Genomic DNA, 18,532 nt, shown 5'->3' with positions numbered 1-18,532 from the left:
AGTAAGTCTCAAGAGAGTCGCTATTGAGACTTTCGGGTCGCGCGCCGCCTTATCATTTGATTTCGTTGGATGTTGTGAAAAATTGTCAAATATAGACGGACGGAGGCGGCGATGCGGGAAGAGGATGATAGTTTTGGCGACGCTGACGATCCGGCGCTGGCGTTCGCGCGGGTCGAGGATCGGTTGGCGTCGGTGCATGGCGAGGTGGCGTTGCTGCGCGCCGCGATCGAGGGGCTGACCGCCGCGCGCGAGAATATCGAGATTCCCGATTACGAGCCGACGCTGGGGCGCACCGAGCAAGTGCTGGGGGTGCTGGCCCAGCAGATCGCCGCCATGCGGAAAAGCCCCGCCCTGTCGATGGACCCGGCGCATATGGCGGGTGAGATCGCCAGCGCCGCCACGAACGCGCGCCGCGAGGATCAGCGCCTTATCACCGAGGCGCGCACGGCGCTGGACCAGGCCGCGCGCGAGATCGGCAACCGTCTCGCATCGGCGCGGCGCGGCGACGAGCAAAACCGCTGGCTGTATGTCATCGGCGCTTGCGGCGTGGTGCTGGGGCTGTTGCTCTACGCCCTACTTGCCGGCCCGCTCGCGCGGGCGACCCCCGATAGCTGGCGCTGGCCCGAGCGTATGGCGACCCGCGTTCTCAATGAGCCTGGCCCGTGGGGGGCGGGGCAGCGGTTGATGCAGGCGGCCGATCCGGAGAGCTGGGCGCTGATCGTCGCGGCTTCCCCGCTGACGGATGCCAATCGCGAGACGGTGCAGAAATGCCGTGAGCAGGCGGAAAAGGCGGCAAAGCCCGTGCGCTGCACGATTGAGGTCAAAGCGGATAGCGGACAAAAACCATGAACCAACCAGCTCTTGCCGGAGTAGAGAGCTTCGCGATGCTTGTCGGCCGAAACTGCCGCGAGCGCCGCGTGCAACTCGAAATGTCCCAAACAGAATTATCGGAGCGATCCGGCGTTACTGCCTCGTATCTATCGCGCATAGAAAACGGACGCGGCAACCCCACGTTGGAACTGTTGGATTCGATTGCGGGCGCGCTGGGCTGTCATGTGGTGGACCTATTTCGCGAGTGACGATCGCGCCTCTGCGTTGGTTGAGATCGTTTAAACGACTTAGCGGAGGGCAGCGCCGCGAACGTGCGGAACTGCACTTTATTTGCAATTCGTAATGCTTTTCCTCTAAACGACACGCGCCCGCTGAGAGGGGGGCAGAGGCGTGGAAACCTCTCAATGTAAGACGAGCTTCAGCGACCGGGCAGCGAACACGCATGTCCAAGGCCCTTGGCCCAAAGGTGTTCGCGCCTGACTTACATCAGGTTTCCAATGGCCGGTTGCTGCCGGCTGCACGCTTCCGATGTGGCGGCGTGCGGTCGGCTGTCCGATCGACTGTCGCCGGCGAGTGCAGATGGAGCTTTGCGGTAGGGGTGGGAAGCGCGTGAACAGTCATCTCCCTGTCGGCCGAATGGCCGAACGTCTGGAATCCCTGCCGCGCGAACATGCCTGGTTCGCGATCCTCGTTGCCGTCACCGCCCTTTCATGGGCGAACCACGCCTATCCCAGCGCTGGCTTGCTTCCGCTTTACGTTCCGATCATATGCGCCGCTGGATGGGCGCTAGGTGTAGGCGCTTGCAACCGTAGCAGCTTCTGCTCGCAAACAGCGCCTTTTCCTGCCCAGATTACCTGACAACGAGCCGACTATGCTGCTCACGCTATCCGACAATGTGCTCGCCATCATCCGCGTCTGCTCGCAAACGGCAAAGGGCCGCTCATGGTATCTGCCAACTACAAAGTCGAGATTAGCAGTCATTTGCTGATGCGCGATGCTCACGCAGCTTTGTGGAACCCAAGATCAGAAAGTACACGATGGGGCAAACCACCATCAGCATCACTGCTGGATCGGTAGCCCATCTCGTTGGGCCATCGCTGTCCGGCTCACTTGCTACCGCGAGCATGAGCGCGATTGATCCTCGCACAGCGGCGTAGGTGGCAGGAACAAGCAGGATGTGGAGAAGCCACCCGTAGCGGAACCGCATGGCGCCAAACCAGCAGAGTACAGCTATGGCGGGTGGAGCGAGTGTGGCGGCTACGAAGCCGCAGAACCAAATGGCAAACCCTGCCGGAGTCAGCGTATCGCGATAGTAGCTGGCGATCCCATCCGGTCGCAATCCGAGAGCGACGAAAGAGCCTGCGACGACAACGGCACCCAAAGCCGTCAGTCCGACGCCACGCAATGTCCCGTGTCTCGGCATCAATCTATGCAATCCAGTAAGCCATTGATCAGGCTGCTCGCACTTTGGCTCGGAAGAAGGTCGTTTCCGACCCAATCAGATCGGGGTCGATCCCGCTCTCCTCGGCGGCCAGTTGCTGGATGATCCGCCAAATCTCGGGGGCGGTGAGGCGCGCGCCGTCGCGGGCAAGCCTGCCACGGTTCTGCTCCGTGACCAGTCGGGCGAGATCGCCGATAGTGTCGCACCTCCGAGGTAATCGCCGGCGGTCGAGGTGCCGTAACCATAGCCCCGCGTAGGCGCTCGCTCCAGCAGCGAAGATGCGAAGGGGAGGTGCCAGCGTCGTGAAGGCGAGGATCGCGACCGCGACAGCGAAGCAGAGACCACTGACAATCCCAAGCCATCCGGCTCGCGTCGCCGGCATCTTGAGGTCGGTATCGGCTTCCAGGTCGCTGAACGCTTGGCGCAGCTTCCCACCGATCAGCGGCGCCAACGGCGCATCCGGCCCGACGTGCCGGCCAAGCCCGAGCGCGCGTCGAAGCCTGTAGAACGTCATCTGCGTGGCGCATGTCGTGCCGCCCCCGCTGTAGGCTGCGACATGCGCGACGACATGGTCACGCACCTCGCCGAACGTTGTCCAAGGCAGGTTCGAGCGCAGGCGCAGATCGAAGGTGCGCTCGATTGCGAGGAAGAAGTCGGTGTCGTCGCCATCACCGACCCAGCCAACCGTATCGAGCACCTGCATGAACCCGGCTCCTCAGCGGTTCTGCAAAACGACCGTTTCTGACGAGCCGATCGCCTTGCTGGGCCGGCAACGTAAATCTGCGGGCCGCACTTTGTCAAAACTGTTCTGGAAACCCGCGTCGCAAAACGGTAGGCTCTGTTGCAAAAATCGTGAAGCTTGAGCATGCTTGGCGGAGATTGGACGGACGGAACGATGACGGATTTCAAGTGGCGCCATTTCCAGGGTGATGTGATCCTGTGGGCGGTGCGCTGGTATTGTCGCTATCCGATCAGCTATCGCGACCTTGAGGAAATGCTGGCGGAACGCGGCATTTCGGTCGACCATACGACGATCTATCGCTGGGTCCAGTGCTACGCCCCGGAGATGGAGAAGCGGCTGCGCTGGTTCTGGCGGCGTGGCTTTGATCCGAGCTGGCGCCTGGATGAAACCTACGTCAAGGTGCGGGGCAAGTGGACCTACCTGTACCGGGCAGTCGACAAGCGGGGCGACACGATCGATTTCTACCTGTCGCCGACCCGCAGCGCCAAGGCAGCGAAGCGGTTCCTGGGCAAGGCCCTGCGAGGCCTGAAGCACTGGGAAAAGCCTGCCACGCTCAATACCGACAAAGCGCCGAGCTATGGTGCAGCGATCACCGAATTGAAGCGCGAAGGAAAGCTGGACCGGGAGACGGCCCACCGGCAGGTGAAGTATCTCAATAACGTGATCGAGGCCGATCACGGAAAGCTCAAGATACTGATCAAGCCGGTGCGCGGTTTCAAATCGATCCCCACGGCCTATGCCACGATCAAGGGATTCGAAGTCATGCGAGCCCTGCGCAAAGGACAGGCTCGCCCCTGGTGCCTGCAGCCCGGCATCAGGGGCGAGGTGCGCCTTGTGGAGAGAGCTTTTGGCATTGGGCCCTCGGCGCTGACGGAGGCCATGGGCATGCTCAACCACCATTTCGCAGCAGCCGCCTGATCGGCGCAGAGCGACAGCCTACCTCTGACTGCCGCCAATCTTTGCAACAGAGCCCTCCCAGTCGCCAGCAGGTGTGAAGCTTGATGTCTGCCGGCCTGCAAAGTCCCAGGCCGACAATATTGAGGGACGTGACGGTGCCCCCTCCCTCAGGCGCCCATGCCAGGCGCACGTCAATCGAACTTGAAGCCAAGCGTGACTCCATAGGTCGCTGGCCGAGCAGCAAATCGCGAGATCGAGTCGTCGAAAGTGATCACGCTGGTGAAGTAATATTTGTTGAAGATATTCTTGCCCCAGAGGGACACGGTCCAGCGCCCATCCGGCGCCTCGTATCCCACCCGCGCGTCGAACGTGGCGTAGCCCTTCATCTCGAAGGGATGAATCAATCCTGGAAGTACCTTGTTCACCGGCGATGGTGGGATGACGATGCGTCCGCCGCCGATTACCGCGTCCTGCGAGGATCGCGCATTCATCGTAATTCCGATGAAGGGCGCTCCGCCATTGTCGAGCCGAGCCTTGTAGTCGGCATTGAGGCCGACATTCCACTTCGACGTGAAGGGCAGCCGGTCGCCCGCGAAATTGTTGACCTCTCCGATCGCGTTGTAACCCGAATAGCGTTGGACCTTGCTATCGAGATAGGTGAGGGATCCTGTGAGACTAAGGCCCGGCAAGGGGTTGATCGTCACATCTCCATCGAAACCAAGGACGCGCGATTTAGGAACATTGGCGAGGAGGTCGAGCACGGAAAACAATGGATCGTTGATCTTTCCGCGCACCTGCTTGTTACGATAATCATAATAGAAGCCGGCCAGGTTGAGCTGCACCTTTCGATCCCAGAGACCCAGCTTCGCGCCGGCTTCGTAGGCAGTGAGTTGCTCCTGTGTCACCGGGTTCAGCGAGGACTGGCTTGCGGTAGCGAGTACCGGGAAGCTGCCTGCCTTATACCCGCGAGACACGTTCGCATAGAGCAACGAGGTGGGCCCGACATGATAGTCCACACCGGCCCGCCAGGACACATTGTGCTGGTTGAGCTGGCCGATATAGGGCGTCCCCGGGACGTTGTTCTGGTTGAGCGCGTAGCAGTCATTGATGCCGATCGGCGTGAACGGCACGGTCCCGAGAAGGCTTCCCAGCAGGTTGAGGAGTTGCGCCACCCGTCCGTCCCCACCGTCGTAGGTGCATGTCAGCGCGTGATTGTGGCTGTTGGTATACCGAACTGCGCCTTTCAGCGTCAGCCTGGACGTCAGGTCATATTCAGCGTTCCCAAAGATAGCATAGTTCCTGATCCGCTGGCGATTGTATACGCCCCCCGCATCGATGAAATTGGCACCGGCATTGTTCTGGGACGAATCTGCGAAGTTGAGGAACTGGTTCTCGTAAGTGCGGCTGCGCTCATAGTTGGCGCCGAGAACCCATCGGAACGCCGACTTGCTCGAGTTGGCAAGGCGCACTTCCTGGTTGAAGGTGGTGATCCGGCCATCGTCCCTGACCAGATCGCCTTGTGCAAGCGCCATGCCATCACCATCGGTCGTCTGCCGCTGGGTGTAGTGGCCGTAAGAGGTGAGCGACGTCAGCGTGATCGCTTCGGTGAGATCGATGTCCGCGCGGAGCGCGGGCTGGTAGAATTTGCGGTCGCTGCGCGGCGTACTGATACCCGTCGACCAGTCGGCTGCTCGGGGATTTTGTGGCGAGAACGGATAATCGATCGACGATTGCTGCACGAAAGGGTTCTGGCCGCGAAGTGCGATGTATTGGGAGGCTTGCGGATCCGATGTATCACGCCACGCATTCAGGCTGAGCGAGAACCGCACGCTGTCCGACGCATCCCAATCGACGATGGCGCGCCCTGTGATATAGGAGACCTTTCCGTTGGTGTCGTAGGGGCGACTGTTGCTGCGCTGCCAGTCATCGGTGTGTGTGCCGCTAACAGCTATCCGGGCGCGCAGGTTCTCGGTGATCGGGCCGCTCAGATAGGCATTGCCGTCAATTTCGTTGAAGCGGCCGTAGCTGATGTCGCCGCCTGCTGTGAAGCTGCGGGTCGGCTTGGCCGCGATATAGTTGATCGCACCGCCGGTTGAGTTCTGGCCGAACAAGGTTCCCTGCGGGCCTTTCAGGACCTCGATCCGCTGAAGATCGAACGCCGAATGGCTTGCCAGAACCGGAAACGGAAGAGGGGCCTGGTCGACGTAGACGCTGACCGCCGGGTAGACGCCGAGCGAGCTTTCGTTGAAGCCTACGCCACGCAATGTGAGGATCGGCGTGTTGGTGGCGCTTTGCGCGTAGGCAAGGCCAGGGATGGCGGACGCGACGTCCTGAAGCGACGTTATCTTACGCTCCGCCAGCGCATTACCGGATAGCGCTGTGATCGACAGGCCGACATTGTTGAGTTTTTCCTCGCGCTTATTCGCGGTAACCACGATCTCGTTTGCGCCCTGCGCGGTCGCAGCGTTCGGCGCGGGCGCCGATGCCGGTGCGTCTTGCGCCGAAGCGGCACCCCCGCCCGCGAGCAGGAGCCCAGCGACGCTACAGTAAAGATAAGCTCTCATGAATCATCCCCTCGTTTGTCTTTTATCTGCTCGAAGCATGGTCCATATTCGGATCAGCGGCGACTGTCAACGGCGGAGCAAAATCCGGCCAGGGTGGCGGTGTAAAAGTAGGCCATCGGTCGAGGCGTGATGACGACATGGAAAGGGCCCCGATCGGGGCCCTTTCCATGTCGTCGTGACCGTTTTCTCCCGGCTATGTCGGCGGGATCTCTCCGGTGTTCGGGTCGGCCGACACAGTGGCCTGGTTTTGCTCCACCCTTCTGGCGGAGCGCCGGCCGGCGGACTGTTTGAGGCGGTAGCTGTCGCCATTCATGGTGAGGATGGAGACGTGGTGCGGGCTCTGTTGCAAAGATTGGCGGCAGTCAGAGGTAGGCTGTCGCTCTGCGCCGATCAGGCGGCTGCTGCGAAATGGTGGTTGAGCATGCCCATGGCCTCCGTCAGCGCCGAGGGCCCAATGCCAAAAGCTCTCTCCACAAGGCGCACCTCGCCCCTGATGCCGGGCTGCAGGCACCAGGGGCGAGCCTGTCCTTTGCGCAGGGCTCGCATGACTTCGAATCCCTTGATCGTGGCATAGGCCGTGGGGATCGATTTGAAACCGCGCACCGGCTTGATCAGTATCTTGAGCTTTCCGTGATCGGCCTCGATCACGTTATTGAGATACTTCACCTGCCGGTGGGCCGTCTCCCGGTCCAGCTTTCCTTCGCGCTTCAATTCGGTGATCGCTGCACCATAGCTCGGCGCTTTGTCGGTATTGAGCGTGGCAGGCTTTTCCCAGTGCTTCAGGCCTCGCAGGGCCTTGCCCAGGAACCGCTTCGCTGCCTTGGCGCTGCGGGTCGGCGACAGGTAGAAATCGATCGTGTCGCCCCGCTTGTCGACTGCCCGGTACAGGTAGGTCCACTTGCCCCGCACCTTGACGTAGGTTTCATCCAGGCGCCAGCTCGGATCAAAGCCACGCCGCCAGAACCAGCGCAGCCGCTTCTCCATCTCCGGGGCGTAGCACTGGACCCAGCGATAGATCGTCGTATGGTCGACCGAAATGCCGCGTTCCGCCAGCATTTCCTCAAGGTCGCGATAGCTGATCGGATAGCGACAATACCAGCGCACCGCCCACAGGATCACATCACCCTGGAAATGGCGCCACTTGAAATCCGTCATCGTTCCGTCCGTCCAATCTCCGCCAAGCATGCTCAAGCTTCACGATTTTTGCAACAGAGCCGCGGCAATGATCGCCTCCTTGTTGGCAAAGTCCCGATAGATCTGCCCCACCGCGATGCCGGATGAACTGGCGATTTGGGCCATCCCGGTCTGATGGAATCCGCGTTTGACGAAGAGATCGCGGGTCGTGGCCAATATATGCTGCCGCCGCGCCGCAGAGCGGGGTCCCCGCACTCTTGCGACCGAATTGTTTTTTGCCACCATACCTCCCTAGTGGATTGATCGGAACGAATGGGTAGTGTGCGTGAAGTTCTGCAAAATCGCTTGAGGAGCGAGGCGGTCATGGCAGGCTGGTGATGTTCAACGTCACCGAGGAGACCCGCCATGACCAGGACCGAGATTAAGCCTGCTGTATCCGCTGTCAAAGAGTTGCTGGCGCAGGAGCCGGATGCGCTTCGCGAGATTGTGCGCAGCGTGATGCAGGCGATGCTGGAAGCCGAGATGGACGAGGCGCTGGGCGCGGGCAAGAGCGAGCGCAGCGATGCGCGGCTCGGCTACCGTTCGGGGCATTACCCGCGCACGCTGGTGACGCGGGTCGGCAAGCTGGAGCTGCGGGTGCCGCAGGACCGTGCCGGGCGCTTCTCGACCGAGCTGTTCGAGCGCTACCAGCGGTCGGAGCAGGCGCTGGTGGCGACGCTGGCCGAGATGTATGTCCAGGGCGTTTCGACGCGCAAGGTCAAGGCGATCACCGAAGAGCTGTGCGGCCATGCCTTCTCGGCCTCGACGATCTCGGCGATCAACAAGAAGCTCGATGGCAGCCTGGCGGCCTTTGCCCAGCGCCGCCTCGACGAGCCGTTCCCTTATCTGATCCTTGATGCCCGCTACGAGAAAGTGCGCGAAGGCGGCGTGGTTGGAAGCCAGGCGGTGCTGATCGCGATCGGCATCGACTGGGACGGCAGGCGGCAGATACTGGCCGTGGAGATGGCCAATCGCGAGAGCGCCACGTCATGGAAGGACTTCCTGCTGCGCCTGCGTGACCGGGGCCTGCATGGCACCGAGTTCGTCGTCGCCGACGATCATGCCGGCCTGCGCGCGGCGATCCGCGAGGTGCTGACCGGCGCCGCATACCAGCGCTGCTACGTGCACTTCCTGAGGAACGCGCTCGATCACTTGCCAAGGAAGGCCGACGACGACTGCCTGCAGGAACTGCGCTGGCTCTACGACCGGCGCAACCTCGCCGAGGCCCGCGCCGATCTCGCCCAGTGGCTCGCCCGATGGAGCGCCAAATATCCCAGGCTCACCGACTGGGCCGAGGAGACGATCGAGGAGACCTTCTCCTTCTACCGGCTGCCACGCAGGCATCACAAGCACATGAAAAGCACCAACATGCTCGAACGCTTCAATGAGGAAATCCGGCGGCGAACCTATGTCGTGCGGATATTCCCCAACGCCCCCAGCTGCCTGCGCCTGGTCCGCGCACTCGCCGTCGAAACCCACGAAAACTGGCTCGAAGCCAACCGCTACCTCAATATGGACGAACTGCGCGAGCAGAAGAAAACCGAACTACGCAAAGCCGCATGACCAGCACCATGACCGCCAATTTGCAGAACTTGACGCACACAACCAACGAAGGTGCCGTCACGGTTGATCGGGCATCGACTGCGTGTGCGCCTCTACGATGATCGGCTCGATCTGTTCCTGGGCGGCAGTTATCTCATGACCCGGCCACGCGGTCGCCCGAAAAGCGCTACCGAACATGGCTATGTGGTGGATTACCGTCACGTGATCCATAGCCTCAGGCGTAAGCCGATGGCCCTGCTGCAGCTGACCTATCGCGACCAGTTGTTCCCGCGCGAGGCGTACAGGCTCATGTTCGAACGGCTGCTCGAAGCCATGTCCGAGCGTGACGCTTGCCGCAAGATGGTCGAGTTGCTGTCCATGGCCCATGAACGGGCCTGCGAGGCCGAGCTTGCCGATCTTCTCGCCCAGGACCTTGACGAAGGCCGGCTGCCTGACATCGCCGCGTTGCGAACGCGCTTCTCGCCCGATCCGGCCGCGCTGCCCGAGGTGGTGGTCGAGCTTGGCCCCCTGACCGACTACGATGCCCTGCTGCTGGGAGAGGCCGCATGACCAAGGCCCATAACGTCGATGCCCAGCGCCTGAGCTTCATCCTCAACGAGTTGAGGCTTCCTGCCATCAAGGTGATCTGGCCCGAGTTTACCGAACGTGCCGACAAGGAGGGCTGGCCCGCCACCCGACTGCTCGCTGCACTTACCGAGCATGAAATGGCCGAACGTGACCGGCGTAGGATCGAACGTCATCTGAGCGACGCACGATTACCACCGGGCAAAACGCTCGACAGCTTCGCCTTCGACGCCGTGCCGATGGTCTCGCGGGCGCAGGTCACGGCCATGACCTCGGGCGACGGATGGCTGGAAAAGGGCGCCAATCTCATCCTGTTCGGCCCGCCGGGCGGAGGAAAGAGCCACTTGGCGGCAGCCATCGGCCTGCAACTTGTCCAGAATGGTTGGCGCGTGCTGTTCACCCGCACGTCCGAGCTGGTCCAGAAGCTTCAGCTCGCGCGCCGCGAACTGGCGCTCGAATCCGCCATCGCCAAGCTCGACAAATACCACCTGCTCATCCTGGACGACCTCGCCTATGTCGCCAAGGATCAGGCTGAAACCTCCGTGCTCTTCGAGTTGATCAGCGCACGCTATGAGCGCCGATCCATGCTCATCACGGCCAACCAGCCCTTCGGCGAATGGAACCGGGTCTTCCCGGATCCCGCCATGACGCTCGCGGCCGTCGACCGTCTCGTTCATCACGCCACCATCTTCGAGATGAATGTCGAGAGCTATCGTCGCAGGGCCGCCCTCCAGCGACAGACAGGGGCTGGAAGGACCCCAAAATACGCGACAATCAAATCCATCGAGAAAATGTCGATCAGCGACAATCAGAGCGAAGAATCGCCCTTGCCAGCGACAATCTAACCCGGCACCATGAACCCGCCGCGACAATCTGTTCTCATCCTGATAGTCGCTGACCTCTCACCCAGATCGTCGCGCTATAACTACGTCTCAAATTTACCTGCCGACGCCACCCTCAAAATGCTCGCCGCGACGATCAAGGCGAGATGGATCTGCGAGCAAGCACATCAGCAGCTCAAGGAAGAACTGGGCCTCGATCATTTCGAAGGCCGCTCCTGGGTTGGATTACATCGACATGCATTGATGACAATGATCGCATACGCTTTCCTTCAAGCCCGCCGTCTCAAAGCAGCGGGGCGGAAAAAAAAGAGTCGGGGGGCCGCCGCCACAACCGAGCATGCCAGCTATCCGACAGGCGATCTTGAACATCTTCATAAGGCCTCCGCCACTTCGGTGCCCCCATTGTGAAAAGCTCCTCGTAGACAGGCCTGAACAAAAACTGCCAAAGTAGTGCTAGTCACCTGAATCTGAAGTTCGGCTCATTGTTTTTTGGCAGAATCGTTTGACGGCGGCGAGGATTTCGTCGGCGGATTTGACCCATTTGTAGGGCTTGGGGTTTTCGTTGTGCGCCGCGATGAATGCGGTGATGTCGGTCTCAAGTTCAGCGGTTGATCGGTGGACACCGCGCTGCAACTGCTTGCGGGTCAGTTCTGCAAACCATCGTTCGACCTGATTGATCCAGGACGCCGAAGTCGGTGTGAAGTGAGCATGCCAATGCGGGCGGCGTGCGAGCCAGGCCTTGATCTTTGGCGTCTTGTGGGTCGCATAGTTGTCCATCACGAGGTGGACGTCTGGCCCCTTGGGGATCGCGGCGTCGATCCGCTTGAGGAAGTCGAGGAACTCGGTTGCCCGATGGCGCTTGTAGCATTTCCCGATCACGGCGCCGGTGGCAATGTCGAGCGCGGCGAACAGGGATGTCGTGCCATTGCGGACGTAGGTATGGGTGCGCCGCTCAGGAACCCCCGGCGCCATGGGCAAGACCGGCTGCTCGCGATCCAGCGCCTGGATTTGCGATTTTTCATCCACGCACAGCACGATCGCCCGGTTCGGCGGCGACATGTAGAGCCCGACTATGTCCTGCACCTTGTCGACAAATAGCGGATCGGTGGACAGCTTGAATGTCTCGGACCGGTGCGGCTGCAGGCCGAACGCGCCCCAGATCCGGCGGATGGTGGTGTGTGACAGCCCGGACTTGGCGGCCATGGAACGGATCGACCAATGCGTGGCGTCCTTGGGGGTCGTGTTCAGCGTACGCTCGATCACCTGAGCTACTTGCGTGTCAGATACTGTTCGTGGCCGACCCGCACGATATTCGTCAGTCAGTCCTTCAATGCCAGCCTGCACGAACCGGCGGCGCCATTTGCCAACCGTGTGCTCGTGAACGCCCAGGCGTTCGGCGACTTCCTTGCTCTGCAGCCCTTCTGCACAAAGCAGGACCATCCGGCATCGATCAGAGAGTGAACGCGGCGCTTTGTGGCGGCGGACCTGAGCTTCGAGAAAACGCCGGTCATCTCCGCTCAAGACAACCAAATCCGCCCGTCTGCCCGCCATCACATTAACCTCCGTCTGATCTACAAGGGCTTATACAATGAAGCTTACTTCAGTTCCAGGTGACTAGATCAACACCCGTTCCACCTCATCGAGCGTCACGTCATCGGGCCTCCGATCGTAGAGCTGGGTCGTGCGCGTGGAGCTATGGTTCGCCATCGTCGCGGCCGTCTCCAGCGTGCCGCCGTTCTTCAGGTAAGTGGTAATCCCGGTCGCGCGGAACGAATGGTTGCCGATCGCCGTGCCGATCTCGGCCGCCACCGCGCGTCGGCGCACCATCGCGAACGCATTGGCCTGGGGCAGGGGAGTGTCGCTTAGCCGCTTGGTCCCGCGCGCGATCGTGCGGAACAACGGCCCCTTGGCTTGCGCGCGCAGCTCACACCCGTCGATATAGGCGGTCAGATAGTCCTCAAGATTATGGTGGCAGGGCATTTCGTGCTGCTTGCCGCCCTTTTCGTGCAGCCGCACCCAGAGACGGCGGTTCTGCATGAAAACGTCCTCGACACGCATGGAGAGCGCCGCGCCGATCCGCGCGAACGAATAGACCATCAGCCCGATTAGCGCGCGGTCGCGCAGACCCGCCGGCCCACCCACGTCGATCGTATCAAGCAGCCGCCGCGCCTCGTCGGGGGCCAGCACCGGCGTCTTGCCGCGCCGCTGACTATGCGCCGGCCCGCGCACCGATGCGGCGGGGTTCACCGGCATGACCTGGCCTATCACCAGCCAGTCGAACAGCCGACGCACGCCGGCGAGCTGCTGCTTGACGCTGGGCGCGCTCATCTCGCCTCCCAGCGCCTCGATCCACGCGCCGACGTGGAGCGGCTGCACGGCCCCAAGGGACGTGACCCCGCGCGCCGCTACCCAGGTCAGGAAGTCGCCAGCCGCGCGCGCATAGGCGCGGCGCGTATGCGCGTTGCGGATGGTGACGGCGAAAAACTCCAGGAACCGCAACCGCGCGCGGTCGTCGGCCGACGCGATCAGCGCCGGCAAGGCCAGCGTGGGCGAGGGAAGGGGGGCGAGCTGAGCCATTACCCCTCTCTCCGCCAGCGTGCGGGCGCGGCGCGCGGTTCGACGCGACGGCGCGCCATCTCCGCTTGCACCTGTTCATGGGGAGTGCCCGGCCTCGGATCATCGACCGCCGCCTGCAACAACCGGCGCAGCAACGCGTCGCGCAGATCACGATGCGGCTCCAGATCGCGGAAGTTGCCGACGATCGCGAACACCGCCTCCGAAGGATCGGCGAACATGCCGCGCTCGATCGGTTCCAACAGCCAGTCGGCCAGCGCCGGGGGCAGATAGGCCTCAAACCGCAACCCGCCCGCGCGGGCCTGCTCCCGCAAGCTCTCGGCCTGGGCGCGGGACACGGGATTGTCATACGGGTAATCATCCTCGTCGTGCATGTCGGGGACACCGCCGATCTGGGTCATGGCCGGCCCCGGACATGGGCGGCGGGATCGATGATCGTGATGGCGTCGCGCGAGCCGTTGGCGACGGCATCGGCGATCCCGAAGATCTCGACGCGACCGCCTTCGTTGTAGATGCGTCCCGCCACCGTGCCATGGATGATTGCGCGCGCGCCGGTCTCGATCGTCAGGTTGCCCGTAATTGTGCCGTGGAGGATGAAACGGATGCCCCGATGCAGCGTCGCATCGCCAGCGACCATGCCATAGAGGGCGATATTCTCCTCGATGGCGAAGGGGCCTTCGATCTTGTCGTGCACCGCGCGCATTATGCCGCCGCCTCTATGTCCGTCAGGGCAAAATCATTGCCCTTGAACAACAGCGGCTCGTCGGTCGCCTTGGCCAGCGCATAGGAAAAGCAGTCGCCAAAGTTCAGGCCCGCTTTGTGGCGGCCCTTGCCGAAATCGAGAAACGCCTGTCGCGCCAGTTCGCCATGATCGAGCGTCACCGGTTCGATCGTGATGCCGGCGCGGCGAAAGAAGGCTTCGGTCTGGCGCATCCCTTCGGGACCGAGCTGGCGTTCGATGACCATCGACAGCTCGACATAGCTGGCGACGCTGATGCGGCAGGCATCGGCATCATGGATGGCTTGTGCGAAGGTCGCCGCTTCGGGTTCGCGATAGAGGATCGCGACCAGGGCCGAGGTGTCGAGGATCATTTCGGCAGGCCATTATCGTCATAAAACAGTTCGGCATGATCGACATAGGGGCGCTTCACATGCGTGGCGGCGCGATCGGCGATCGTTAGCAGTTCCGCGACGCTCGCCTTGCTTTTCTGACGCTCGATCCTGGCGAAGCGCTCGCGCAGCGCCTCCGTCACCACGCGGGTCATGCTCTGGCCGGTCGCTTGGGCGATGGCCTGCGCAAGCCGATGGGCTTCAGGGTCTTTAACATTGAGGCTCATGGTCCGCCTTTCTAGAAAATTAGCCACCTTTCTACCATGCAGCGCGCCTAAGGGGAAGAGTGTATGATAAAGGACATTATCATATATAGGTCAGGGAATTTATCGGCGGACCGATCTGTAGGTTGTCATGATCAATAGCCAAGGCCCGTCGGTGGAACATTACCACCATTACCCTTGCTGGCCGCCGCCCAGAGCGACATACAGAGAGACGAGAGCATCCAGCTCGGCGCGACGCAGCTGTATCAGTGTCTGTTCCGCGATGAACAGATTCCGTTCGGCATCGAGCACTTCAAGGTAATTTGCGACGCCCTCGCGGTAGCGAGTGCGGGCAAGATCGGCGATCGCTCGCTGTGCCGCAGTGGCACGAACCTGCGCGGCGACCTGTTCAGCAAGCCAGCGGCGCCCGGCAAGGGCGTCCGCAACTTCGCGGAAAGCTCCCTGAATGGTGCGTTCGTATTCGGCGATGGCAATATCCTCACGTGCCTCAGCCACGCTCAGATTGCCCTTCCTCGCACCCCAATCGAAGATGGGTAGGCTGATCGAAGGTCCAAAGCTCCAGCTCAGTCCTTCGTTTCCGATCAAATTCCCAAGATCAGTTGAAGCGAAACCGATACTACCGGTTAGTGAGATGGATGGAAAGAAGGCTGCCCGAGCAGCACCGATATTGGCACGCGGAAGGCTGCCCGAGCAGCACCGATATTGGCACGCGCTGCCCGCAGTTTCTCTTCTGCCGCCAATATGTCCGGTCGAGTCACCATCAGCTCGGAGGGTAATCCGGCGGCAATCACCGTTCCGTTTTTCTGGTCAGCCAGCGTCAGCGGCACCGTGAGCCCGACAGGAACGGGTCCGCCCAAGAGTACGGCCAGGAAGTTCTCACTCTGCGCCTCGGCCAAGCGCAGGCTGGCCAACTCCGTTTCGGCTTGAGTCAGTAGCGACTCCGCCTGTCGAAAATCAAGAGCTGAAGTCACCCCGGCTTCAAGGCGACGCTCGGCTATGCGGAGGCCTTCCTGCCGGCTGCGTACCGTAGCTTCGGCAAGGGCGATCCGCTCGTCGGCTTCCCGGGAAGCAAAATAGGTCGAGGCCACATCCCGGATCAACGCGAGGCGGAACGCCCGTTCAGCCTGCACGGTTGCTAGATATTGCGAGCGCGCTGCGTCAGAAAGGTTGCGCACCCGGCCCCAGAAATCGAGCTCGAATCCTGTGACGCCAACGCCGATCGAGTAGCGGGCTCTGTTGCAAAAATCGTGAAGCTTGAGCATGCTTGGCGGAGATTGGACGGACGGAACGATGACGGATTTCAAGTGGCGCCATTTCCAGGGTGATGTGATCCTGTGGGCGGTGCGCTGGTATTGTCGCTATCCGATCAGCTATCGCGACCTTGAGGAAATGCTGGCGGAACGCGGCATTTCGGTCGACCATACGACGATCTATCGCTGGGTCCAGTGCTACGCCCCGGAGATGGAGAAGCGGCTGCGCTGGTTCTGGCGGCGTGGCTTTGATCCGAGCTGGCGCCTGGATGAAACCTACGTCAAGGTGCGGGGCAAGTGGACCTACCTGTACCGGGCAGTCGACAAGCGGGGCGACACGATCGATTTCTACCTGTCGCCGACCCGCAGCGCCAAGGCAGCGAAGCGGTTCCTGGGCAAGGCCCTGCGAGGCCTGAAGCACTGGGAAAAGCCTGCCACGCTCAATACCGACAAAGCGCCGAGCTATGGTGCAGCGATCACCGAATTGAAGCGCGAAGGAAAGCTGGACCGGGAGACGGCCCACCGGCAGGTGAAGTATCTCAATAACGTGATCGAGGCCGATCACGGAAAGCTCAAGATACTGATCAAGCCGGTGCGCGGTTTCAAATCGATCCCCACGGCCTATGCCACGATCAAGGGATTCGAAGTCATGCGAGCCCTGCGCAAAGGACAGGCTCGCCCCTGGTGCCTGCAGCCCGGCATCAGGGGCGAGGTGCGCCTTGTGGAGAGAGCTTTTGGCATTGGGCCCTCGGCGCTGACGGAGGCCATGGGCATGCTCAACCACCATTTCGCAGCAGCCGCCTGATCGGCGCAGAGCGACAGCCTACCTCTGACTGCCGCCAATCTTTGCAACAGAGCCGATGCTGGCAAGCTCGGTCATCTCGTTCATGCGACGAACTCCTTTACAGCGTTGGCTCTGCCGTCCGCAGGATGCGGACCTGGTGCGGATAGGGCGAATTGTGCGCGCGCGGCTGCTTGTGCAATTCTACGGACATCGCCGCGTGAGCCAGCGCCAGCTGTAGCCTGAACAGGCGCAGCGTCGGCGCCGGCATCGCGTCGAGCGGAAAGGTCTCGACATGGTCGAGGATGGCTTCCGAACGGGAGAGCAGCACATCGTAGAAGCGGGTTATCTCCGCCATAGTCGCGCGCGCCCGGATATCCCATCGTTCCTGCGCCGTCTCGCCGATCCAGTGCGGCACGAATTCGAGAAGATCCTCGAAGCCGGGGGGCAGCACGGGCTCCTCGTCGAGCGCGGGGGCCGGCATCAGATCACCCGCTCGGCCGATGCCAGCATCGTGTAATGCTGGCCGGCCTGTGCCAGGAGCGCATCGAACGCCGCGCGATCACCCGCCACGCCGCGTTCGAAATCGGATAGCGTCGGCCACCACAGTTCGCGCGCGCCGATGAACGGCGAGGTGCCCTTGTGCACCGCGTCTATCGCGAACGAGCGGACATGCCGAAACGCGCCGATGCGATCGCCCAGCGCCTTGTCCTGATCGCCTGCCCAGGCCGGATTGCCATCCGCCTTGACCAGTTGCAGGATCTTGACGCTTACCGACCATTCGGTGGGCGACCACTGCACGGCCGCATCATCGGGATCGTCCACCGCCGGTCGCGAGCGGATAATGTCCTCCTCGAAGAAGGTGAACTTCAGTCCGTCCATGTCGACGAACAGCGGTTCGTCGGGGATGTTGTATTTGCGATGCGCGGGATCTTTGCCCATGTTGAGCGCATCGTCGAGACTGTCATACCACAGCTCGGTAATGCCGTCGTAGGCCAGCTGTGTATCAGGCAGCAGCGGAGAGACGATCCGGTGCGATTGCACATAGCCGCGCAGGCACGCGATCTTCTTGCTGAGTGTGCCGTGCGGATGGCGCCAGTGATCGTGGAACTGCTGTTCCGAAATGTCCTTCCGGCGCGGGATCGTCGCGAGTATCTTGATGCTGTGCATGGAGGCTGCTCCGTAAAATGATCAGATCGCGGTAAAGCCGCCGTCTGCTGCAAGGCAGGAGCCGGTGACGAACGAAGCCGCGTCGGACAGCAACCATACGGCGGCCTGGGCCTGCTCGTGCGGTTCGCTGAAACGGCCGATCGGGTGGATCGAGTTCAGATAGGGCTCAAGGCCCGCATCATTGTCCATCGCGCGCTGCAGCATAGGCGTGCGCACCGCGCCGGGCACAAGCGCGTTCACGCGAATGCCGTGCTTGCCATAGTCTGCCGCCGCCACGCGGGTCAGCCCGACCACCGCATGCTTCGCGCCGACATATTCGCCGTGCATCGGCACGCCGACCACGCCAGCGACGGATGCGGTGTTGACGATCGATCCCTTCGTCCCGCGCTCGATCATCGCAAGGATCTGGTACTTCATGCACAGGAACGTGCCGGTTACATTGATATCCATGCTCTGCCGAAACCGTTCGAGCGACACTTCGGCAAGCGGCAGTCCGGCCTGCGGGATCGCCGCATTGTTGAACGCGCCGTCAAGCCCGCCGAACGCCGCCAGAGTCTGCGCGACAAGTGCCTTCACGTCCTCTTCCTGTGCGATGTCGCACCGGAAATAGGCGGCCTTCCCGCCAGACGCAGCGACGACCGCCTCACCGGCCTCGTCGTTGATGTCCGCCACCGCGACGTTGGCACCACTGGCCACCAGCAATTCCACGGTGGCGCGCCCGATGCCGCTGCCACCACCCGTCACGATTATCGTCTTGCCGCTCAAATCAGACATCTATCCCTCCAACAGTTTCTTATCGGCGTTCC

At 61.8% G+C, this 18,532-nt stretch carries 21 protein-coding genes and 3 pseudogenes; 8 read left to right on the top strand and 16 right to left on the bottom strand.

Annotated features, from left to right (window positions below):
* Positions 1-111 precede the first annotated feature (111 nt).
* Both K426_RS29140 and K426_RS31000 read left to right on the top strand, forming a co-directional pair.
* A complete protein-coding gene (locus K426_RS29140; protein ID WP_013038672.1) occupies positions 112-849 on the top strand; it encodes a DUF6118 family protein in 738 nt (245 codons plus the stop codon).
* Positions 846-1,079 (top strand): helix-turn-helix domain-containing protein, encoded by a 234-nt coding sequence (locus tag K426_RS31000; protein WP_013038671.1) that lies wholly within the window; start codon positions 846-848, stop codon positions 1,077-1,079. The genes K426_RS29140 and K426_RS31000 overlap by 4 nt, the downstream gene beginning before the upstream one ends.
* Before the next feature lie 1,203 nt (positions 1,080-2,282).
* Here the strand turns inward: K426_RS31000 and K426_RS29125 are convergent.
* The gene (locus tag K426_RS29125; protein ID WP_007685994.1) at positions 2,283-2,975 is read right to left on the bottom strand and encodes a hypothetical protein; all 693 of its coding nucleotides are present in this window, start codon (positions 2,973-2,975) and stop codon (positions 2,283-2,285) included.
* A 192-nt stretch (positions 2,976-3,167) separates the two neighbouring features.
* Between K426_RS29125 and K426_RS29120 the strand changes: the two genes are divergently transcribed.
* Positions 3,168-3,932 carry an IS6-like element IS6100 family transposase gene (locus K426_RS29120; RefSeq protein ID WP_001389365.1) on the top strand — a complete coding sequence of 255 codons (765 nt, stop codon included), beginning with the start codon at positions 3,168-3,170 and terminating at the stop codon, positions 3,930-3,932.
* A gap of 170 nt (positions 3,933-4,102) precedes the next feature.
* On the opposite strand, the gene K426_RS29115 is transcribed toward K426_RS29120, so the two are convergent.
* From K426_RS29115 to K426_RS29105, 4 genes and pseudogenes are all read right to left on the bottom strand, one after another.
* Complete coding sequence (locus tag K426_RS29115; protein WP_066564841.1) at positions 4,103-6,475, bottom strand: TonB-dependent receptor; 2,373 nt, start codon at positions 6,473-6,475, stop codon at positions 4,103-4,105.
* A 193-nt stretch (positions 6,476-6,668) separates the two neighbouring features.
* Positions 6,669-6,815: pseudogene (locus K426_RS33220) on the bottom strand (ATP-binding protein); the annotation flags it as partial.
* Between the two features lie 50 nt (positions 6,816-6,865).
* Positions 6,866-7,630: an IS6-like element IS6100 family transposase gene (locus K426_RS29110; RefSeq protein ID WP_001389365.1), complete on the bottom strand. Its 765-nt coding sequence runs from the start codon at positions 7,628-7,630 to the stop codon at positions 6,866-6,868.
* Between the two features lie 39 nt (positions 7,631-7,669).
* Positions 7,670-7,825, bottom strand: a complete 156-nt coding sequence (locus K426_RS29105; RefSeq protein WP_443018235.1) for a helix-turn-helix domain-containing protein — start codon at positions 7,823-7,825, stop codon at positions 7,670-7,672.
* 189 nt (positions 7,826-8,014) lie between these two features.
* Here K426_RS29105 and K426_RS29100 point away from each other — a divergent pair, with 189 nt between their 5' ends.
* The 4 genes and pseudogenes from K426_RS29100 to K426_RS29085 form a co-directional block, all read left to right on the top strand.
* Positions 8,015-9,211 (top strand): IS256 family transposase, encoded by a 1,197-nt coding sequence (locus K426_RS29100; RefSeq protein WP_007684572.1) that lies wholly within the window; start codon positions 8,015-8,017, stop codon positions 9,209-9,211.
* Positions 9,212-9,262: 51 nt separating this feature from the next.
* Positions 9,263-9,760, top strand: a pseudogene (locus tag K426_RS29095) (IS21 family transposase); the annotation flags it as partial.
* On the top strand, positions 9,757-10,620 hold the full coding sequence (gene istB, locus K426_RS29090; RefSeq protein WP_004211466.1) for an IS21-like element helper ATPase IstB: 864 nt from the start codon (positions 9,757-9,759) through the stop codon (positions 10,618-10,620). The pseudogene K426_RS29095 and the gene istB, both read left to right, overlap by 4 nt.
* Before the next feature lie 81 nt (positions 10,621-10,701).
* Positions 10,702-11,025, top strand: a pseudogene (locus K426_RS29085) (transposase); the annotation flags it as partial.
* Between the two features lie 45 nt (positions 11,026-11,070).
* On the opposite strand, the gene K426_RS29080 reads toward K426_RS29085, so the two are convergent.
* From K426_RS29080 to K426_RS32970, 8 genes are all read right to left on the bottom strand, one after another.
* A complete protein-coding gene (locus K426_RS29080) occupies positions 11,071-12,168 on the bottom strand; it encodes an IS630 family transposase (RefSeq protein ID WP_007683624.1) in 1,098 nt (365 codons plus the stop codon).
* A 63-nt stretch (positions 12,169-12,231) separates the two neighbouring features.
* Positions 12,232-13,194 (bottom strand): tyrosine-type recombinase/integrase, encoded by a 963-nt coding sequence (locus tag K426_RS29075; protein ID WP_007682488.1) that lies wholly within the window; start codon positions 13,192-13,194, stop codon positions 12,232-12,234.
* Positions 13,194-13,592 (bottom strand): hypothetical protein, encoded by a 399-nt coding sequence (locus tag K426_RS29070; protein ID WP_007682491.1) that lies wholly within the window; start codon positions 13,590-13,592, stop codon positions 13,194-13,196. Before K426_RS29070 ends, K426_RS29075 begins: the two co-directional genes overlap by 1 nt.
* Positions 13,589-13,894, bottom strand: a complete 306-nt coding sequence (locus K426_RS29065) for a hypothetical protein (RefSeq protein WP_007682492.1) — start codon at positions 13,892-13,894, stop codon at positions 13,589-13,591. Before K426_RS29065 ends, K426_RS29070 begins: the two co-directional genes overlap by 4 nt.
* Complete coding sequence (locus K426_RS29060; RefSeq protein ID WP_007682494.1) at positions 13,894-14,283, bottom strand: type II toxin-antitoxin system VapC family toxin; 390 nt, start codon at positions 14,281-14,283, stop codon at positions 13,894-13,896. Before K426_RS29060 ends, K426_RS29065 begins: the two co-directional genes overlap by 1 nt.
* Positions 14,280-14,528: a type II toxin-antitoxin system VapB family antitoxin gene (locus K426_RS29055; RefSeq protein WP_007682496.1), complete on the bottom strand. Its 249-nt coding sequence runs from the start codon at positions 14,526-14,528 to the stop codon at positions 14,280-14,282. The genes K426_RS29060 and K426_RS29055 overlap by 4 nt, the downstream gene beginning before the upstream one ends.
* Positions 14,529-14,696: 168 nt before the next feature.
* On the bottom strand, positions 14,697-15,140 hold the full coding sequence (locus K426_RS32975; protein ID WP_335339818.1) for a TolC family protein: 444 nt from the start codon (positions 15,138-15,140) through the stop codon (positions 14,697-14,699).
* A gap of 8 nt (positions 15,141-15,148) precedes the next feature.
* The gene (locus tag K426_RS32970) at positions 15,149-15,829 is read right to left on the bottom strand and encodes a TolC family protein (protein ID WP_335339817.1); all 681 of its coding nucleotides are present in this window, start codon (positions 15,827-15,829) and stop codon (positions 15,149-15,151) included.
* On the opposite strand from K426_RS32970, the gene K426_RS29045 reads away from it, so the two are divergent.
* On the top strand, positions 15,816-16,580 hold the full coding sequence (locus tag K426_RS29045; protein WP_001389365.1) for an IS6-like element IS6100 family transposase: 765 nt from the start codon (positions 15,816-15,818) through the stop codon (positions 16,578-16,580). The two genes, K426_RS32970 and K426_RS29045, sit on opposite strands and share 14 nt — an antisense overlap.
* Positions 16,581-16,677: 97 nt before the next feature.
* Here K426_RS29045 and K426_RS29040 read toward each other — a convergent pair whose 3' ends face one another.
* From K426_RS29040 to linC, 3 genes are read right to left on the bottom strand one after another with little or no spacing between them, the layout of a single operon-like run.
* A complete protein-coding gene (locus K426_RS29040) occupies positions 16,678-17,040 on the bottom strand; it encodes a hypothetical protein (protein WP_007682395.1) in 363 nt (120 codons plus the stop codon).
* Entirely contained in the window at positions 17,040-17,726 is a 687-nt protein-coding gene (locus K426_RS29035; protein ID WP_007682394.1) for an EthD domain-containing protein, read from the bottom strand. The genes K426_RS29040 and K426_RS29035 overlap by 1 nt, the downstream gene beginning before the upstream one ends.
* 21 nt (positions 17,727-17,747) lie before the next feature.
* Complete coding sequence (gene linC / locus K426_RS29030) at positions 17,748-18,500, bottom strand: 2,5-dichloro-2,5-cyclohexadiene-1,4-diol dehydrogenase LinC (protein WP_015460611.1); 753 nt, start codon at positions 18,498-18,500, stop codon at positions 17,748-17,750.
* Between the last annotated feature and the right edge of the window lie 32 nt (positions 18,501-18,532).

It is taken from the genome of Sphingobium sp. TKS (genome assembly GCF_001563265.1).
Classification (GTDB): Bacteria; Pseudomonadota; Alphaproteobacteria; order Sphingomonadales; family Sphingomonadaceae; genus Sphingobium.
This window is presented reverse-complemented; position numbering and strand designations above follow the sequence as displayed.

Bases quoted from the DNA above. Each gene is read 5' to 3' on its own strand.
- K426_RS29140 (WP_013038672.1), top strand. From the start codon at position 112: ATGCGGGAAGAGGATGATAGTTTTGGCGACGCTGACGATCCGGCGCTG.
- K426_RS31000 (WP_013038671.1), top strand. From the start codon at position 846: ATGAACCAACCAGCTCTTGCCGGAGTAGAGAGCTTCGCGATGCTTGTC.
- K426_RS29125 (WP_007685994.1), bottom strand. From the start codon at position 2,975: ATGCAGGTGCTCGATACGGTTGGCTGGGTCGGTGATGGCGACGACACC.
- K426_RS29120 (WP_001389365.1), top strand. From the start codon at position 3,168: ATGACGGATTTCAAGTGGCGCCATTTCCAGGGTGATGTGATCCTGTGG.
- K426_RS29115 (WP_066564841.1), bottom strand. From the start codon at position 6,475: ATGAGAGCTTATCTTTACTGTAGCGTCGCTGGGCTCCTGCTCGCGGGC.
- K426_RS29110 (WP_001389365.1), bottom strand. From the start codon at position 7,630: ATGACGGATTTCAAGTGGCGCCATTTCCAGGGTGATGTGATCCTGTGG.
- K426_RS29100 (WP_007684572.1), top strand. From the start codon at position 8,015: ATGACCAGGACCGAGATTAAGCCTGCTGTATCCGCTGTCAAAGAGTTG.
- istB (WP_004211466.1), top strand. From the start codon at position 9,757: ATGACCAAGGCCCATAACGTCGATGCCCAGCGCCTGAGCTTCATCCTC.
- K426_RS29080 (WP_007683624.1), bottom strand. From the start codon at position 12,168: ATGGCGGGCAGACGGGCGGATTTGGTTGTCTTGAGCGGAGATGACCGG.
- K426_RS29075 (WP_007682488.1), bottom strand. From the start codon at position 13,194: ATGGCTCAGCTCGCCCCCCTTCCCTCGCCCACGCTGGCCTTGCCGGCG.
- K426_RS29070 (WP_007682491.1), bottom strand. From the start codon at position 13,592: ATGACCCAGATCGGCGGTGTCCCCGACATGCACGACGAGGATGATTAC.
- K426_RS29065 (WP_007682492.1), bottom strand. From the start codon at position 13,894: ATGCGCGCGGTGCACGACAAGATCGAAGGCCCCTTCGCCATCGAGGAG.
- K426_RS29060 (WP_007682494.1), bottom strand. From the start codon at position 14,283: ATGATCCTCGACACCTCGGCCCTGGTCGCGATCCTCTATCGCGAACCC.
- K426_RS29055 (WP_007682496.1), bottom strand. From the start codon at position 14,528: ATGAGCCTCAATGTTAAAGACCCTGAAGCCCATCGGCTTGCGCAGGCC.
- K426_RS29045 (WP_001389365.1), top strand. From the start codon at position 15,816: ATGACGGATTTCAAGTGGCGCCATTTCCAGGGTGATGTGATCCTGTGG.
- K426_RS29040 (WP_007682395.1), bottom strand. From the start codon at position 17,040: ATGCCGGCCCCCGCGCTCGACGAGGAGCCCGTGCTGCCCCCCGGCTTC.
- K426_RS29035 (WP_007682394.1), bottom strand. From the start codon at position 17,726: ATGCACAGCATCAAGATACTCGCGACGATCCCGCGCCGGAAGGACATT.
- linC (WP_015460611.1), bottom strand. From the start codon at position 18,500: ATGTCTGATTTGAGCGGCAAGACGATAATCGTGACGGGTGGTGGCAGC.